This is a genomic window from Paraclostridium benzoelyticum, from assembly GCF_001006285.1.
Taxonomy (GTDB): domain Bacteria; phylum Bacillota; class Clostridia; order Peptostreptococcales; family Peptostreptococcaceae; genus Paraclostridium; species Paraclostridium benzoelyticum.
This window is the reverse complement of the sequence record NZ_LBBT01000054.1, coordinates 1-18,296: the sequence shown is the minus strand read 5'-3', so window position 1 is coordinate 18,296 and position 18,296 is coordinate 1. Positions and strand designations below refer to the sequence as shown.

At 29.3% G+C, this 18,296-nt stretch carries 18 protein-coding genes; 4 read left to right on the top strand and 14 right to left on the bottom strand.

All coding sequences use genetic code 11. The features are described 5' to 3' along the window. The first annotated feature begins 67 nt into the window (after positions 1 to 67). Complete coding sequence (locus VN21_RS02820; protein WP_046821950.1) at positions 68 to 676, top strand: NUDIX hydrolase; 609 nt, start codon at positions 68 to 70, stop codon at positions 674 to 676. 44 nt (positions 677 to 720) lie between these two features. On the opposite strand, the gene gltA is transcribed toward VN21_RS02820, so the two are convergent. The 3 genes from gltA to miaB all read right to left on the bottom strand — a co-directional run bounded on the left by gltA (position 721) and on the right by miaB (position 4,650). Beyond that, a complete protein-coding gene (gltA, locus tag VN21_RS02815) occupies positions 721 to 2,121 on the bottom strand; it encodes an NADPH-dependent glutamate synthase (RefSeq protein ID WP_046821949.1) in 1,401 nt (466 codons plus the stop codon). A gap of 2 nt (positions 2,122 to 2,123) precedes the next feature. Beyond that, entirely contained in the window at positions 2,124 to 3,014 is an 891-nt protein-coding gene (locus tag VN21_RS02810; RefSeq protein ID WP_046821948.1) for a sulfide/dihydroorotate dehydrogenase-like FAD/NAD-binding protein, read from the bottom strand. Positions 3,015 to 3,216: 202 nt separating this feature from the next. Continuing rightward, on the bottom strand, positions 3,217 to 4,650 hold the full coding sequence (gene miaB, locus VN21_RS02805) for a tRNA (N6-isopentenyl adenosine(37)-C2)-methylthiotransferase MiaB (protein ID WP_046821947.1): 1,434 nt from the start codon (positions 4,648 to 4,650) through the stop codon (positions 3,217 to 3,219). A gap of 192 nt (positions 4,651 to 4,842) precedes the next feature. Between miaB and VN21_RS02800 the strand changes: the two genes are divergently transcribed. Together VN21_RS02800 and VN21_RS02795 are read left to right on the top strand one after the other, a co-directional pair. Further along, positions 4,843 to 5,493 (top strand): DUF421 domain-containing protein, encoded by a 651-nt coding sequence (locus tag VN21_RS02800; RefSeq protein ID WP_046821946.1) that lies wholly within the window; start codon positions 4,843 to 4,845, stop codon positions 5,491 to 5,493. An 18-nt stretch (positions 5,494 to 5,511) separates the two neighbouring features. Then, on the top strand, positions 5,512 to 5,892 hold the full coding sequence (locus VN21_RS02795) for a DUF4363 family protein (RefSeq protein WP_046821945.1): 381 nt from the start codon (positions 5,512 to 5,514) through the stop codon (positions 5,890 to 5,892). Positions 5,893 to 6,019: 127 nt separating this feature from the next. On the opposite strand, the gene proC is transcribed toward VN21_RS02795, so the two are convergent. The 6 genes from proC to VN21_RS02765 form a co-directional block, all read right to left on the bottom strand. Continuing rightward, the gene (proC, locus tag VN21_RS02790) at positions 6,020 to 6,826 is read right to left on the bottom strand and encodes a pyrroline-5-carboxylate reductase (protein ID WP_046821944.1); all 807 of its coding nucleotides are present in this window, start codon (positions 6,824 to 6,826) and stop codon (positions 6,020 to 6,022) included. A 26-nt stretch (positions 6,827 to 6,852) separates the two neighbouring features. Next, a complete protein-coding gene (gene hypD, locus VN21_RS02785; protein WP_046821943.1) occupies positions 6,853 to 9,222 on the bottom strand; it encodes a trans-4-hydroxy-L-proline dehydratase in 2,370 nt (789 codons plus the stop codon). A 4-nt stretch (positions 9,223 to 9,226) separates the two neighbouring features. Next, positions 9,227 to 10,138, bottom strand: coding sequence for a trans-4-hydroxy-L-proline dehydratase activase (locus VN21_RS02780; RefSeq protein WP_046821942.1), 912 nt, complete (start codon positions 10,136 to 10,138; stop codon positions 9,227 to 9,229). 20 nt (positions 10,139 to 10,158) lie between these two features. After that, the gene (locus VN21_RS02775; RefSeq protein ID WP_046821941.1) at positions 10,159 to 10,722 is read right to left on the bottom strand and encodes a helix-turn-helix domain-containing protein; all 564 of its coding nucleotides are present in this window, start codon (positions 10,720 to 10,722) and stop codon (positions 10,159 to 10,161) included. Between the two features lie 151 nt (positions 10,723 to 10,873). Next, positions 10,874 to 12,031, bottom strand: coding sequence for an MFS transporter (locus VN21_RS02770; protein WP_046821940.1), 1,158 nt, complete (start codon positions 12,029 to 12,031; stop codon positions 10,874 to 10,876). Between the two features lie 188 nt (positions 12,032 to 12,219). Continuing rightward, positions 12,220 to 13,467 (bottom strand): dicarboxylate/amino acid:cation symporter, encoded by a 1,248-nt coding sequence (locus VN21_RS02765; protein WP_046821939.1) that lies wholly within the window; start codon positions 13,465 to 13,467, stop codon positions 12,220 to 12,222. 212 nt (positions 13,468 to 13,679) lie between these two features. Here VN21_RS02765 and VN21_RS02760 point away from each other — a divergent pair, with 212 nt between their 5' ends. Next, entirely contained in the window at positions 13,680 to 14,564 is an 885-nt protein-coding gene (locus VN21_RS02760) for an AraC family transcriptional regulator (RefSeq protein WP_025162480.1), read from the top strand. Between the two features lie 37 nt (positions 14,565 to 14,601). Here VN21_RS02760 and VN21_RS02755 read toward each other — a convergent pair whose 3' ends face one another. From VN21_RS02755 to VN21_RS18570, 5 genes are all read right to left on the bottom strand, one after another. Then, a complete protein-coding gene (locus VN21_RS02755) occupies positions 14,602 to 15,567 on the bottom strand; it encodes an ornithine cyclodeaminase family protein (RefSeq protein ID WP_046821938.1) in 966 nt (321 codons plus the stop codon). A gap of 107 nt (positions 15,568 to 15,674) precedes the next feature. Further along, complete coding sequence (locus tag VN21_RS19385) at positions 15,675 to 15,794, bottom strand: SH3 domain-containing protein (protein ID WP_334290927.1); 120 nt, start codon at positions 15,792 to 15,794, stop codon at positions 15,675 to 15,677. Next, a complete protein-coding gene (locus tag VN21_RS19020) occupies positions 15,748 to 17,241 on the bottom strand; it encodes an N-acetylmuramoyl-L-alanine amidase (RefSeq protein ID WP_052951959.1) in 1,494 nt (497 codons plus the stop codon). The genes VN21_RS19385 and VN21_RS19020 overlap by 47 nt, the downstream gene beginning before the upstream one ends. Positions 17,242 to 17,404: 163 nt before the next feature. After that, positions 17,405 to 18,079: a copper homeostasis protein CutC gene (locus VN21_RS02745; RefSeq protein ID WP_046821937.1), complete on the bottom strand. Its 675-nt coding sequence runs from the start codon at positions 18,077 to 18,079 to the stop codon at positions 17,405 to 17,407. Continuing rightward, the coding region (locus VN21_RS18570) for a hypothetical protein (protein ID WP_046821936.1) at positions 18,073 to 18,296 on the bottom strand (224 nt) is incomplete at its 5' end. The genes VN21_RS18570 and VN21_RS02745, both read right to left, overlap by 7 nt.

Sequence of the window (18,296 nt, the reverse complement as noted above, 5' to 3'; positions counted from 1 at the left end):
ATGTGTATTATTGATCTTAGACTAGTATAATATTAATATATCAAAACTGAGAGTTGAGGTTTTTGCAATGAATAGTAATTTAAAAGAATTATTAAAAGATTATAAACCATATATAAATGGTCATCAAAATATGAAAAAAGCTTCTGTTTTAATTCCTATAGTAAGAAAAAATAATGAAGACTTTATACTATTTGAAGTTAGGTCAAAGACATTAAGGTCTCAACCAAATGAAATATCTTTTCCTGGAGGTATGATTGAAAAAAATGAAACTCCAATTACTGCTTGTATAAGAGAAACTTGCGAAGAACTAGGTACCATTGATAGTAATATAGAAATAGTAAGCGAACTTGATTTATTTTTAAGTCCTGCAGATATAATAATACATACTTTTGTTGGATTCATACACGACTTAGAAAGTCTAAATCCAAACATAGATGAAGTAGACCATATTTTTTTAGTTCCTTTATCTCATTTATTAGAAAATGAGCCTTTACGATATAAAAATGAAGTTAGAGTAGTTCCTAATAAAAATTTTCCCTATGACTTAATACCTAACAAGGAAAATTATAAGTTCAAATCAGGAAATTATGACTCTTTATTCTATAAATATAATGATTATGTTATTTGGGGCATAACAGGTAAAATACTTGAAAACTTTCTTAATTTAATTAAATAAATTTTAACTAAAAAGGACTCCATATTATATGAAGTCCTTTATTATTATAAATTACAAGCATTAGCTTCTTTATTCTTTAAATATTCATTTATAGCTTTTGCTGCTTTTCTTCCAGCTCCCATAGCAGATATAACTGTTGCAGCTCCTGTAACTGCATCTCCTCCAGCAAAAACACCTTCTCTAGAAGTTACTCCGTTATCATCAGCTACTATACATTCCCATTTATTTATATCTAATCCTTTTGTAGTTGATGTTATAAGTGGGTTTGGAGATGTTCCAAGTGCCATTATAACTGTATCTACTTCCATTATAAAATCTGAATTTTCTATAACTTCAGGTCTTCTTCTTCCTGATGCATCAGGCTCTCCTAGTTCCATTTTTACACATACCATACCTTTAACTTCACCTTTTTCATCAACTAATATCTCAGTTGGGTTTGTTAAAGTATCAAATATTACACCTTCTTCTTTAGCATGGTGTACTTCTTCTAATCTAGCAGGAAGTTCTGCTTCACTTCTTCTGTAAACTATATGAGTTTTAGATCCTAATCTAGCTGCAGTTCTCGCAGCATCCATAGCAACATTTCCTCCACCTATAACAGCAACATTTTTACCACTTCTTACAGGTGTCATATAGTCTTCTTTGTATGCCTTCATTAAGTTAACTCTTGTTAAAAATTCATTTGCAGAACAAACACCATTAGCATTTTCCCCTGGTATTCCCATGAACTTAGGAAGTCCTGCTCCTGATCCTACAAATACAGCTTCAAATCCTTCTTCATTTAGTAACTCATCTATTGTTATAGTTCTACCTATTATAACATTAGTTTCTATTTTAACTCCTAAACTTTTAATGTTTTGTATCTCAGGTTTAACAACCCCATCTTTAGGTAATCTAAATTCTGGTATTCCGTAAGTTAGAACCCCTCCTGGTTCATGCATAGCTTCAAATATCGTTACATCATATCCCATTTTTGCTAAATCACCAGCACAAGCAAGTCCTGCAGGTCCACTACCTATAACAGCTACCTTTCTATTGTTAGCCTCTTCTGTTTTTGCTAAATCAAAATTTTGTTCTCTAGAGTAATCAGCAACAAATTTTTCTAATTTACCTATTGAAACAGCATCTGATTTTATTCCTAACACACATAATCCTTCACATTGATTTTCTTGAGGACAAACTCTTCCACAAACTGCTGGAAGTGAGCTATCCTTTGCTATAACTTTGGCAGCTCCTTCAATATCTCCTTCTTTTAATTTCCCTATAAATCCTGGTATATTTACTTCAACGGGACATCCTGATACACACTTAGGTTTTTTACATTCTAAGCATCTACTTGCTTCTTTCATTGCTTCTTCTTTATTATATCCTAAACAAACTTCTTCAAAGTTTGTAACTCTAACTTCAGCTTCTTGTTGTCTAACAGGTATTTTAACTTTACTCATGATTAATTACCTCCACATCCGCATCCGCCATGATGATGCGTATCCCCTTCTTCTATTTTTAACGTAGCTCTGCCTTCTTCTGTTTTGTACATAGCTTGTCTTCTCATAGACTCATCAAAGTTAACTAAATGTCCATCAAATTCAGGACCATCTACACATGCAAATTTAATTTCTCCACCAACATTAACTCTACATGCTCCACACATACCTGTTCCATCTACCATTATAGGGTTTAAGCTTACAGTTGTAGGTATATTTAGCTCTTTAGTTAACATACACATAAACTTCATCATTATCATAGGTCCTATAACTACTGCTTGGTCATATTTTTTACCTTGATTTTCAACTAAGTCTTTTAAACAGTCAGTAACTCTACCGTTAAATCCATATGTACCATCATCTGTACATACATAAAGGTTTCCAGCAACTTCTCTCATCTCTTCTTCAAATATTAAAAGATTTTTTGTTCTAGAACCAATTATAACATCTGCATCTATACCGTTTTCCTTAAGCCATTTAACTTGAGGATATACAGGCGCTGCTCCAACTCCACCAGCTACAAATATTATTTTTTTATTTTTTAATTCATTTATATCTTCTTCGACAAACTCACTAGGCATTCCTAGTGGTCCAACAAAGTCAGCTACGTAATCGCCTTCTTCAAAAGTTTCAAGTTGTTTAGTACTAGCTCCAACTGTTTGGAACACTATGCTTACAGTGCCCTCTTCATTATTATAATCAGCTATTGTAAGAGGTATTCTTTCACCCTTTTCATCATTTTTTATAATGATAAATTGGCCTGGATTAGAAGCTTTAGCTACTCTTGGAGCTTCTATGTCCATTAAATAAATACTATCTGTTAGCTGTTTCTTTTTTACAATCTTGTTTCCCATATCTCTATCTCCATTCTGCCAAATAGTTTATATTTTAATTTTAAATATTAGCCAACTTGAAGTTCAAGTTTCCCCTTATAAGTCTAACTTTATAATCAAACTTATAGGCTACATATTTAAAATCAATAATTTAATATTATATATTACATCTATATTATACAAAAAAAAACAACCTTTGTGGTTGTTTTTTGAAAATATTTTCCTATTTTTCTATTACTCCGTTTAATGAGAATGTTCTTGAATCTAATATCTTAACATTCACAAGTGTTCCTACAATATCTTGTACATCAGATTCAAAATTAACTAATTTATTTTGTCTAGTTCTTCCTGTAAATTTATTTTCGTCGGTTTTACTTCTTCCCTCAACTAAAACTTCAACTACTTTCCCTTCATATGATTTGTTTATTTCTGCACATATGTCATTTACTTCTGCTAAAACTTTATTAAATCTTTCATGTTTTATTTCTTCTGGAATTTGATTTTCCATTTTAGCTGCAGGAGTACCCTGTCTCTTAGAGTATATAAATGTAAATGCCGAATCATATCTAACTTTTCTTACAACGTCTATAGTATCCTCTACATCTTCTTCTGTTTCACCAGGGAATCCTATCATTAGATCTGTAGAAAATGCTATATCTGGAACTTCCTTTTTAGCTTTTTCTATTATATCTAAATAGTATTCTTTAGTATAGTGTCTGTTCATTATCTTAAGCAACTTAGAACTTCCACATTGAACTGGTAAGTGTAAGAATTCACATACTTTATCACAATCTCTAATAGCATATATAACTTCATCTGATATATCTTTAGGGTGAGATGTCATAAATCTTATTCTTTCTATTCCTTCGATTTCATTTACCATTCTTAAAAGTTCATCAAATCTAATTGGATTTTCTAAAGTTTTTCCATAAGAGTCAACATTTTGACCAAGTAAAGTTACTTCTTTTGTTCCATTAGCTACTAATTCTTTTATTTCATTTATTATATCCTCTGGAGTTCTACTTCTTTCTCTACCTCTTGTGTAAGGAACTATACAATAAGTACAGAAATTGTTACATCCATACATTATGTTTACAAAGGCTTTAAGCTCAAACTTTCGATTACTTCTAAGCCCTTCTACAACTTCTCCATCTACATCCCAAACATCTATTAAAGTTTTTTCAGTATCCATAGATTTAGCTAATAATTCAGGGAATTTATATAAGTTATGTGTACCAAAAACTAAATCAACATGCTTATATTTAGTTTTTATTTCTTCAACAACATGACTTTGTTGCATCATGCATCCACACACAGCTATTTTTAAATCTGGATTTTTTCTTTTTAAAAACTTTAACTGACCTAAGTTTCCATATACTTTTAACTCTGCATTTTCTCTTACTGCACAAGTATTGTATATAACTAAATCACATTCTGCAGCTGTTAAACCTTGAATATATCCCATATTATCTAACATTGCACATAATTTTTCAGAGTCATGTTCATTCATTTGACACCCAAAAGTTTGTATCATATATCTAGGTTTTCTTCCATGTATTGCATAATATCTATTTGTCGTTTCAGCTATAGCTTCTATAAATCTATCTTGCTCTTGAATTTTTTCTATAGGAACGTGTACTTGTTTTCTTTTACCCACAACTAGCCCTCCTTAAATTACTTCGATGACATTTTGCTGTCTAATTTTTGAATTTAAAATTAATTATACCAAATTTATACTTCATTTTAAAGATGCATTTGACATTTGCTTGTATATATTTTTTATAAATACAAATAATAGTATATGTCTATTTTAAGATTAGACATAATAAAAAATAAAGGATGGAAGCTTATGATTGTAGTTTTAATTAGAAGTATAGTTCTTTATATTGCGGTGCTAATAAGTCTTAGAATTATGGGAAAAGGCGAAATTGCCGAAATGAATTCATTTGATTTGGTTATAACGCTTCTAATTGCAGAAGTTGCCGCTATTCCTATGCAAAATAACGAAATTCCTATAATTTATGGAATCGCATCTCTTACTGGTTTAGTTTTTATGCAAATTGTAATATCTTTTTTAACTCTAAAATTTAAAAGCATTAGATTTTTGTTAAATGGAAATCCTGCAATTTTAATAGATAAAGGAAAACTTAACTATAAAGCTTTAAAAGAAGAAAGAGTATCTATGGATGAACTTTTAGAACAATTACGAATACAAGGTTATTTCAACTTAAAAGATGTTTATTACGCAATTCTTGAAACTGACGGTAATCTTAGTATAGTACCTACTCCTAGTTACGAAAAGGTTCCTACAGAAAACTTTAAGCATCTACCATTACCTTTAATATTAGATGGTGAAATAATAAAACAAAACCTTAATACTATAAATAAAAGTTCAGATTGGCTTTTATCAATCCTAAAAAAACACAATATAGATTCAATATCAGAAACGTTAATTTGTGTATTAGATGAAAAAGATAACTTCTTTATACAGAAGAAATAATTTTTAGGAGGTGGATATATGAAATCTATTGTATTCACTATAGTTTGGACTATTGCTTTAGTTATATTTGGCCTTTTTATATCTGTAAAAGCCGAGGATTTCTCTCTTAAATATAATAATGAAATGAATAAACTAGAAATGTATGTTAAAAACGAGGATTGGGAAAAATGCGAAGAATATACTAATGATTTAAAAAATGATTTCAAAGAAGAATCTAAGCAATTTTTTAAATTCTTAAACCATTGCCATATAGGTGATATAGAACTAGCTTTTAATGTATTGTCTGATGGGATTTATTTAAAAGATGTTTCAACTTGCTTAGAACAAATAGATATAATAAAAATTTCTCTTCATAGGTTAATTGAGTCAGAAAAACATAGTCTTGATCATATATTATAGAACAACTAATATAATTTTTTACTAGTTTAAATTAACATCTAAATAAAAAAGGTGAATATATAAGCTTCTTGTTCAAGACTTATGTATTCACCTTAATATTTTTGTAATTTTAATACATGTTTATTATTTACTTACTCATTTCTTTAGATTTTTCTATACAGTCATCAATTGCTTTTATAACTGAGTTTCTGAATCCTTCAGCTTCTAAAGTTTTAACTGCTTCTATAGTAGTTCCCCCTGGAGAACATACCATATCTTTTAATTCACCTGGATGTTTACCTGTTTCAAGCACCATTTTTGCAGAACCCATAACAGCTTGAGATACAAATGTATACGCTTGATTTCTTGGCATTCCAGCAGCAACTACTGCATCTGCCATAGCTTCTATAAACATAAATACATACGCAGGTGCTGATCCACTTGCTCCAATTACTGCATCTATTAAGTATTCATTTACTACTTCAGCCTTCCCAAATGAGCTAAATATTTCTTTTACAAGATTTAATTCTTCATCAGTTATATTTTTATTTTTACAAATAGCACTCATACCTTCATTTACTAAAGCTGGAGTATTAGGCATAGTTCTAATAACCTTCTTATCTGAACCTATTACATTTTCTACTGATTCTATTGTTTTACCTGCAGCTATAGTTACAATTATTTTTTCATTGTCTATTAATTCTTTAACTCCTTCTAATACTATATCGTACACATTTGGCTTTACAGCTACAATAACTATATCACTGTTTTTTACTACTTCTTTAGAGTCATTTGTTGTATTTATTCCATATTCATCTTTAACATTTGCAAGTGCTATTTCATTTAAATCAGATGCAAACACATTGTTAGCCTCTACTAGTTTAGATTTAACAATCCCACCTATCATAGCCTTAGCCATGTTACCTGCACCTATAAATCCTATTTTTTTGTTCATAAATATATCTCCTTTTGTGTTATAAATTAGAAGCTTTGCTCTGTTCTTCCTATTATTTCATCTTGAAGAGCTCTGCTTAAGTTATTAAAGTGATCACTATATCCAGCAACCCTAACTATTAAATCTTTATATTCATCTGGATTTTTTTGTGCTGCTAACAATACATTTTTATCAAATACATTGAATTGTATGTGGTGTCCATCCATATTGAAATAAGCTCTAACTAAGTTAGACATATTTTCTAGCCCTTCTTCTCCTTGTACTACAGCAGGAGCAAATCTTTGATTTAAAAGCGTTCCTCCTGTTTTTAAATGGTCCATTTTAGAACAAGACTTGATAACAGCAGTAGGTCCATTCGTATCTCCACCTTTTTCTGGAGATATACCTTCAGATAACGGCTTTTGACTTAACCTGCCATTGGCACTAGCCCCCATAACTTCTCCAAAGTAAACATGGCATGTTGTAGGTAGCATATTTATTCTATACTCAGCTCCCATAGGAGACTTTCTTCCTGTAACTTCATTATAGAATGAATTAAATACATCTTGCATTAAATCATCTGCATAGTCATCGTCATTACCATACTTAGGAGTTTTGTTAACTACCATGTTATATATAGCTTCATATCCATTAAAATTATTTTTTAAAGCTTCTAGTAATTCGCTCATGTTAAACTTTTTCTTATCAAATACATTGTATTTTATAGAAGTTAAACTATCTGTTATAGTTCCTATCCCAACACCTTGTATATATTTTGTGTTATATCTTGCTCCACCTGCATTATAATCTTTTGCAGTTTTTATACAATCATCTACTATAACACTCATAAGTGGGGCTGGCATATGCTTTGAGTATATTCTTTCAATTACATTGTTTCCTTTTACCTTTATTTCTACAAAGTGATTTAATTGAGACTTAAATGCATTAAATAACTCCTCGTAAGATTTAAAGTTATTAGGATCACCAGTTTCTATCCCAAGCTTTTTATTTGTCATAGGGTCTATCCCATTATTTAAAGTTATTTCAAGAATTTTAGGTAAATTTAAATAACCTGTAAGTATGTATGCTTCCTTACCATAACATCCTGTTTCTACACAACCACTAGTTCCACCACATCTGGCATCTTCTATTGTTTTACCTGCTTCTAATAACTCTTGAATTATTGCTTCTGTATTATAAAATGCAGGCTGACCCCAACCTTTTCTAGAAATTTCACATGCTCTTTTTAAGAACTTACTTGGAGTTTTTTTACTAATTTGTACATTTGAACTAGGTTGTAATAATTTCATTTCATCCATTACATCTAGAATAATATAACTTACATCATTAACTCCATCTTTACCATCTTCCGTTACTCCTCCTGTATTTATATTTGCAAAGTCAGTGTATGTTCCACTTTCTTTTAATGTAACCCCTACTTTTGGAGGTGCTGGTTGATTATTAAATTTAATCCATAAGCATTCTAAAATTTCTTTAGCCATATCTCTATCTAATGTATCATTTTCTACATCATTTTCATAAAAAGGATTTAAATGTTGATCAAATCTACCTGGACTAAATGCATCCCATATATTAAGTTCCGTAGTAACACCTATGTGAACAAACCAATACATCTGAACTGCTTGGTGGAATGTTTGTGGTTTATTTGCAGGTACTACCTCACAATTTTTAGCTATAGTTAATAAATCTTTTTTCTTATCTTCATCAGTTTCTTTCTCTGCTAATTGCTTAGCATATTCAGAGTAACGTTTTCCATATATAATTAAAGCATCACAAGCAATAGCCATTCCCTCTAACTGAGCTTTTTTATCATATGCTTCTTTATCGTTAACAAAATCTAGTTTGCTTATTTCTACTTCAATTTCCTTCTTTAAGTCTAAAAATCCCTTTTTATATATTGTTCCCCCACAAACTGTATGACCAGGAGCTCTTTGTTCCATAAACTCTGTAAACACTCCATTTTCATAACAATCTAACCATTCTTGTTCCATAGAACTAACTATTTTTTGTCTTATTTGTCTATTTTTCCAAAAAGGTATTATTTCATCTTCGTGAATTTTCTTTACATCATCACTCACTTTAAAAGATATAATATCTCGTTTATCCATTATATCTAGATCTTCCATTGTATGGCAGCATAATTCTGGATAAGTAGGTGTACTTTGTGGCGAATCTCCTTTTTCTCCAACTATAAGTTCTCCATCATTTATACAAAGAGTTCTATTTTCCATATAGTGTTTAAATGCCAACGCTCTAAGCACTGGTATTTCAACACTTCCCTCATATTTTTTATATCCTTCTGTCATAAGCCTAGCTCTTTCAATAGTTATAAAAGGTTGAGTCTCTATACTTTGCTTTCTAAGTTTTTTAGTTCTTTCAAAACTTCCTCTTTCCATATGATTATCCCCCAATCTTTATTTCAAAATTATTTGCTTTGAAAATTTGTTTTATTTCCTCTAATTTCTCGTCTGAAGGTCGTTTTAAATTTTCTCCTTCATACTGCATATAAAGCTTTTTGTATTTGTGCATTCCTATATTGTGGTATGGCAATATATTAACTTTTGCAATGTTTAAAGGCTTTATAAAATCTATTATTTTTTTAATTTCTTCATTGTTATCATCTACATTAACACCTTCTATTAATGGTATTCTTATGTTTATATTTGCTCCTTTTTCACTTAGCATCTTTAAATTATTTAGAATTAATTTATTTGATTTCTTAGTAAAAAACTCATGTTTTTCATCACTTATTAACTTTATATCGTATAAAAATGTATCCACAAATGGTAATATAGCTTCATAGTTATCAAACTTTGAATGTCCACATGTATCTATTGCTACGTTTATACCTTTTTGTTTTAATGAAATTACTAGTTTTTTTATATATTCTATATCCTGAGTCATTACTTCGCCCCCAGATAAAGTAACGCCTCCACCTGACTCTTCATAAAAGGCCATATCTTTTATTAATTCTTTTACTAAATCTTTTATTTCATATGTTTTCCCAACTATTTCCCTTGCATTGTTTAAGCAAAAATCTATACAAGTCTCACAATATGTGCACTTTTCTTTTTTCAATTCAATTACATCTAAACCTACATATATAGCTTCATTAGGGCATTTCTCTATACAATTCCCACACTTTAAACATTTTTCTTCATTATATAAAACTTCTTTTTTGTAATCCTGACTTTCTGGATTATGACACCAGATACATTCTAAAGGACATCCTTTAAAAAATACTGTAGTTCTAATTCCATCCCCATCATGTAAACTATATTTTTGTATATTTAATATTAGTGGCTTATTCATTTAATCACCTTCAAATAGTTTTAGTTATTATTAAAAGGATTTGGAGTTGCAACAACTATCATCCTTACCATTTTATTTGTATAATTGGCCCAATTGTGATTTTTTGAAGAATTATAGTGTATGCTATCTCCAGGGTATAATTCATGTTGTTCTCCATCTAAAAATAACGTTAGAGTCCCTTCTAATACATATACAAACTCTTCTCCTTCATGAGAATATGACTGTATATCTTCATCTGTATTATTTGGAATAATATCTAAAAATCTTGGAAGCATAACCTTTTCCTTTAAGTCGTTAGATAAATTGTACTGAATGCATCCTGATGTACATATATTAAAAACTTCTTTTTCATAACTTCTAATTATTGGTCTTTTCTTAGTTCTTGGTTTTAAAAAGAAATAAGATAACTCAACTTCAAATACATCTGCTATGCTTCCTAAAGTATCTGTTGCTATACTAGTTAATCCTCTCTCTAACTGAGACAAAAAACCAATAGATAAGTTAGTTTTTTCACTTAAATCTTTTAATGTCATTTTTCTTTGCGTTCTCAAGCTTTTTATCTTAGCTCCTATATGCTCATTCATATTTAACCCCTCTTTCGAAAACCATTTCCTTAATTTAAATATACTATATTGTTATAAATTTGTCTATCATATTTTTTACATATAATTAACTTTTTTTAGTTATATCAAATTTTTTATATATTAAATTCAATATAAGAAAAGCTATAGGTTATTACCCTATAGCTTTTTTATTTTTATTTTCTTTTTTTATACTACAAACAATAAATCCTAAACAAGTTATTACTATCGATAGTATATATATAGTTTTTAATCCAAACACATCTATTCCAAATCCAACTGGTAATTTGATTAATGCAGAAGAAACCCCTATTGCCATTGATGTTAATGTTAAGGCAGTAGCTTGAATTTCACTTGAAAACTTATCTTTTATATATCCAATATATGACACTAACATTGTTGAAAATGCTAAAGCTGTAAGTGGAGCCGTAAGTATGAATATCATTGGAGAAGTTGCAAATAAACAAGTTATCCATCTTATTAAAAATGTAAGTATACCTATTTTAAATACTTTTTTATATCCATATTTTAAAACTAACGAATTAATTTTTGACATAAAAAATATTTCAGGTAGAGCTGTAAATATTACTAATATGCCTATATCACCTTCACTTGCCCCTAGGTCAATTAAATATAATCCTTGATAGGCATTAGTTACTTCACTAATACTTATAGTACATATAACAATAGCTAAAAGCCATAAGTATGATTTGTCCCTTATAAGCTCTTTTAAATCTTCTTTCATGGTTGAACCTTTTAATTTTTCTTCTTCATCATATTTTTTAGAATCTAAAAACGGAAGTACTATTAAAGAAACCACGAATAAAATTATATATACTAAAAATATAATCCTAGAGTTTGATGTTACTTTTATAAGTTGCCCTGTTAAAAAACTTATAAGCGCAAAACCTACAGATCCTCCGCTTCTTATAATCCCATAATTTAAATTTTTATGTTTACAATAATCTGTAGTTATATTATCAGCTAAAGGTGATATTGCATATCTAAAGGCCTCCGCTAACGTAGCTACTATAAGTAACACAGGGAATAATTTTACACTTGAGTACATCCCCATTATTAAACAATTTATAGCTACACAAATTCCAAGTATTTTTTTATCTTTTTTAGTCATATCAGTTATAATCCCCCAAAGAGGAACAACCAATATTCCTATTATTGATGGTATAGATGTTATGATTCCTATTTGCGTAGCAGATAGATTTAATGATCCTTCTAAGTATGGAACTATATACGGTATAAAAGCTCCTAACCCACCATATATAAGTACATAGTATAAATAGTATTTTGTCATGTCTTGCTCCCTTCAATCTGTTAAATACACTCCATTATATCATATTTTTGTAGTAAAATGATGAAAAATTCGCTTTGCTTGAGCGACTACGTCTGCGAACTACTTCATGTCGCTGAAATAATAAATAAAATTGCTTAAGCGCAAAAAAGACCTAGATATAGATGAACATCTATATCTAGGTCTTTTGTCTAGTTAGACTTAGAAACCGTCCAGTTTTTACCTTCAACTAGTCTAGCAACCATCATTGCACAAACAGTATTTCCTGCTGAGTTTAATAGTGTTGCTGGTGCATCTATAACTGTTCCTAAAACAGTAATTATAGGTAACATTTCCGGTGAGAATCCAAATACACTTAGTATTAACATTTCTCCAATTACTCCGCCACCTGGTATAGCGCCTACAACAGCACCAACTAAAAACGAAACTACTAATATACTTAATAGTGTTGATGGATTAGTTATGTCCATTCCAAAAATACCCATTAAAAATGTTATTTTTAATACACCTCCAATTACAGATCCATCTTTATGGATATTGGCACCTAGTGGTACAACTGTTTCTGCTATATCATCTGGTACTCCCATATTTTTAGCAGAAACTAAATTAACTGGTATACATGCTGCACTTGAACAAGTTGCCACTGCTGTAACTGTTGGACCAACTGCATTTTTCCAGAAAATACTTATACCTTCTTTTCCTCCTGCTAAATAAGCATATATTGTATAGAATCCAAAGTAATATATAACAGTTATTCCTAAATATAATAAAAATGCAGTTACATATCCCGAAAGTATTTGAGTCCCTAATTCACCTATAACAGATGCAAAGTAGCATCCAAGACCTATAGGTGCATAATACATTATTATTTTTATAATATTCCCTATAACTTCTGATCCTTCTTCCACAAACTTTGCTATACCTTTTGCCTTTTCCCCAGCCATTGCAGTTGCAAGCCCAAATAGTACTGCAAATACTATAAGCTGTAACATATTTGACTTTGAAAACAACATGTTAAAATCATTAACTGTTACAGTTTTTACAATTTGATCTAAAAAACTAACTTTTTCAGCTTCTACGATTTCTCCACTTCCTATTATAGAAGTAAACATGCTAGAATCTAATCCTTTAGTTGGGTTTAAAATTATAGCTCCTAAAATACCTATTAATGCTGCTATGAATGCTGTTGATAAAAATACTATAACAATATTACCCATTATTTTCCCTAATCTTTTCATAGTGTTCATATTTGCTATTGCTGATGAAACACTGAAAAATACAAGAGGCACTAGTGACATAAATAATAAATTTAAAAATAAGTCCCCAAAAGGTTTTAGCATGGCAGCTTTAGGTCCTAAAACTACACCTACAATTCCTCCGATTAATATTGAGCCTAGTAATATTAATGATGATTTATAATTTTTTAAAAAGTTTTTCATTTGTCTTCTCCTTATTAATACTATCGCTTTAATGCACAATGAATTTTATTATATTATTATTTTTTTACCATGTACATTGCGTAAAATGCCCTATGCATTGTAAAAAGTGCTATACTATATATAGACGATTACAATTTATCTTATTTACGGTATATTAAATTGTAAATATTTTTAAAGTTATTACTATTATTTGAATATGAGAGGTTGTTTTTATGGATATAAATAAAGAAAATATAGATAAGGTTGGATATCTTGATGATAATTTTAAAATATTTCATATAAAGGATATGAGAGATATAAAGTTTGACTATCATCACCATGACTTTAATAAAATTACAATTTTAATTTCTGGTGATGTAGATTATTTAGTAGAAGGAAAATCATATAAATTAAAACCTTGGGATATTTTATTTATAAATAATACTGAAATACATAAACCTATTATAAATCCTAATAAATATTATGAACGTATAGTTATATGGATAAATCCAGAATATATAGAAAAACATAATATATATGGAGATGATTTATTCACTTGTTTTAATATATCAAGTAAAAATAAATCTAATTTGTTAAGACTTAATCCAAATGACTTAGAAAATTTGAAAAACATTTTATTTAAAATTAAAGCTGCTGAGTCTTCTGATGAATTTGGTCATATTATACTTAAAAATTCTTTATTTATACAATTCTTAGTTTTAATTAATAGACTATTTTTAAAAAGCGATGATACTTCAGAAGATGTTGAGTACGATGAAACAATTCAACAAATTTTTAGTTATATAAATGATAATTTAAATAAAGATTTATCTATAGACACTATAGCTAATAAATTTTTCATGAGCAAGTATTATCTAATGCGTAAATTTAAGTCTCAAACCGGAAGCTCTCTACATAGCTATATAGTTCAAAAAAGACTTATTTATGCTAAGTCATTAATAAAAAAAGGATATCTTATGAGTGATGCTTGTATAGAATGTGGATTTAAGGATTATTCAAGTTTTGTTAGAGCTTTCAAAAAAGCCTATGGAGTTTCACCTAAGCATTATTTAGATAGGATAAGCGAGTTCGAAAAAAATCCATTTGATATAGAATAAAAAACATGTCTAAAGTTTAAACTTTAGACATGTTTTTTTATAATTCAATATTTTGGCCTATTTTTTTCTCTAAAGATTTTTTATAAATTTTATCAGCTACTACCATATCAAACAGCCCCATTCCAACCGACTTGTATAAAGTAGTTTTTTCTTTTAAATTCACGTTATTATTTTCTTTTAAAAATTCTCCCATATTTTTAATATCATCTGTTTTTATCAATCCTTTTTGTATCGGTACATACAGATCTCCACTTTCTTCCTTCGCAAAATCAGTGTCTACTACTACAAGATCTGCAATTTCAAGTAATGCATCTGGTAACTCTCTCATGTCAGGTTTATAAGAACCTATTGCTATTATATGTTTTCCTATCAACAATTCTTTATCTTCTTCTATAACTGGTTGGTATGAAGTTGTCGCTGTTACTATAACTTCACTTTTTTGAACTAACTCTCTAGAAGTTTCTGCTATATGTATATTAATATTTTTTAATTCTTTCTCTAGTTCATTTTTTAAATTAACTGCTTTTTCTTTTGTTCTATTATATAAGTAAACATTCTCTATATCTCTTGCCTTACATGCATATATAATTTGATAAAACCCCTGAACTCCTGTACCTATCAATCCTATGTTTTTCACATCTGCTCTTGTTGTATGTCTAACTCCAACACCACCTACTGCTCCAGTTCTAATTGCTGTAAGTGTTTTCCCATCCATCATGCAAACAACTTCCCCTGTATATATATCATTCACTAACATAATTCCATCAATTACAGGTTTGTTTATTTTTGCATTATTAGGTGCCACTGTAAGTATTTTCGTACCAAATGATTCTTTCGTAAAACAAGGCATATATAAAGAAGTTAAATCATTATTCTCAACTTGTAATCTATCTGGCATATTATACTCATTGTTTGCATACATTCTATATGCATCTTCTATAGCATCCATACACTCATCTAATGCTATAGACTTTATTATATCTTCACTATTTAAATAAATCATAAAAAATCTCCTTCCTAATTTTTATTTATATAATTATATCACTTTAACAAAAAGGAGTATATAAAACTATTTTTCTTGTTAGCTTTTATATACCCTTTTTTTAGTTCTTATCCTATTTTTATATAATCTCCTGATACATATCCGTATCCTCCATTATATTTTATCTTATGCCATCCATTTTTACTTTCTACTATCTCTACTTTTGCTCCATTTGATAGCGATCCTATTCTTGAATAACTTGCTCCATATCCATTTCTTACATTTAATGAAGTTGCTGTTACTACTCCTGTTTTTGTTGTAGCAGGTGGTGTAGTTGTACTTCCATCTACTTTTATATAATCTCCTGATTACTATCTCTACTTTTGCTCCATTTGATAGTGTCCCTATTTTTGAATAACTTGCTCCATATCCACTTCTTACATTTAATGTACTTGCTGTTACTACTCCTGTATTTTTAACTGTTTCTCCTGGATTTGTTGGCGGTGTAGTTGTACTTCCATCTACTTTTATATAATCTCCTGATACATATCCATATCCTCCATTATATTTTATCTTATGCCATCCATTTTTACTTTCTACTATCTCTACTTTTGCTCCATTTGATAGTGTCCCTATTTTTGAATAACTTGCTCCATATCCACTTCTTACATTTAGTGAAGTTGCTGTTACTACTCCTGTTTTTGTTGTAGATGGTTGTTCTGGATCTACAGGTTTCTCTCCACTCCCATTTATTTCTATATTTTCTTTCAAGTATTTTTCTACTCCATTTGCAATTCCCGTAGCTAACTTATCTTGATATGATGAACTTGCTAAATTTGCAGATTCATTTTGATTAGTTATAAACCCACTCTCAAATAAAGCTGCAGGCATATTAGTTTCTCTTAAAACAGCGAAGTTTGCACTTTTAACTCCTCTATTTCTAGCATTCGTCTCACCTATTGCCTTAGTTTGAATATCTTGAGCATATGGTTTGTGATCACCTTTATTTGTGTGATAGTATGTCTCTATACCATTTGCACTAGCTACATCTGCAGAGTTTTGATGAATTGAAACAAATACATCAGGAGAATAGCTATTTGCCATCTTAGCTCTATCACCTAAAGATATAAATTCATCACTAGTTCTACTCATTTTTACTTCTATACCTTTAGCTTCAAGTTTTTGTCTAACTTTATTTGCAACTTGTAAATTTAGTTCATCTTCATAATTTCCACATCCAACTGCTCCACTATCTTCTCCTCCATGTCCAGGATCAACAAAAACTTTATAGTGATCTCTATCTACTTTTGGCATAGCAGCAAAGCTATATGCTCTTATCTTATTTTGAGGAACGTATACTTCTAATATATGTACCTTGTCATCTATCTTTTGGCTTAAAAATACAGTCCCAGAATTTACAGGTGTTACAATTCCATCTTCGCTTATTTTAACTGTGTCATTATCTGACATTTCCCAATTAGGATTTTTTGATAAATTTAGAGTCTCTCCTTTTCTTAAAGATACCCCATCATCTACTACAACTTCTTCATTTTTATATTTATCCATAACTGCTGAAAACTCAGCTTCTACATTTTCATTAGCACTTATAGGAACTATACTTCCAACTGCTGTTGTTGCTGATATTATTCCGAATGTTACAATATATTTTATAAGTTTACTATTTCTTCTACTCAATTTTTCGTCTCCTCTATAATTAACATTTTGCTATCTACCATTGTTTATACGGATATATTCTAGCATATTTTATACATTTTTTACAATATTTCGCATTTTTTGCAAATTAGTCAACAACAAAAAAGTATCAATTACATTTAAATATAATTGATACTTTTTATTGTTAACTATTAATAATGTTAACTAAATTTTTTAATTTTATTTTATCAATTTCTCCAAAAGGATTTTTATTGACTCTAACCGCTGTTCCAAAGTGGAAATCTTTATTATTTGTTAACTTTTTTATTCGCTCTATATTTTCAAAATTCAAGCCGCCTCCTAATAATACATTTGCATTCTTAGATTTATTTTTTAAAGTATTTATATAATCAATGTTATCTACTATTTTTCCTTTACCCCCAGACGTTAATACATTTGTAATTTCATTATATCTATTTATAACATCCATAGAGTTAAGTAAATTTGTTTCATCTATTGCTCTATGAAATGTAATTTCCAATCCTTTAGAAGCACTTATTATAGTTTTAAGCTGATTTTCTTCTATATTATTTTCTTTATCCAACATTCCTATAACTATCCCATTAGCGCCTAGTTCTTTTACTTTTTCTATGTCTTTTAGCATTATACTTATATCTGACTCACTATACATAAAGCTTTTAGCATGATGTCTTATCATAACATTTACTGGTATATTTACACTTTTTATAACTTCATCTATTAATCCAAAACTTGGTGTAATCCCACCTTCTGTAAGGGCACTTACAAGTTCAATTCTATCTGCTCCACATTCTTCAATACTTATAGCATCTTCTACGCTCATAGCTATAATTTCTAGCATTGCTCCTCCTTATCTAATTCACAAATTATATCTGCAAATATTTTAGTATTTAATATAATATCATCTACAGTCATAGACTCATCACTACTATAATTCATTTCATTTTTTATAGTATTACCCACATTAAGTTCAATAGTTATTCTTCCTTTTTCAAAATTTAAGGTATCTAAATTTAACTGTTTTTTTAAATTTTTATTAGCAAATAATTCTTTTTTTT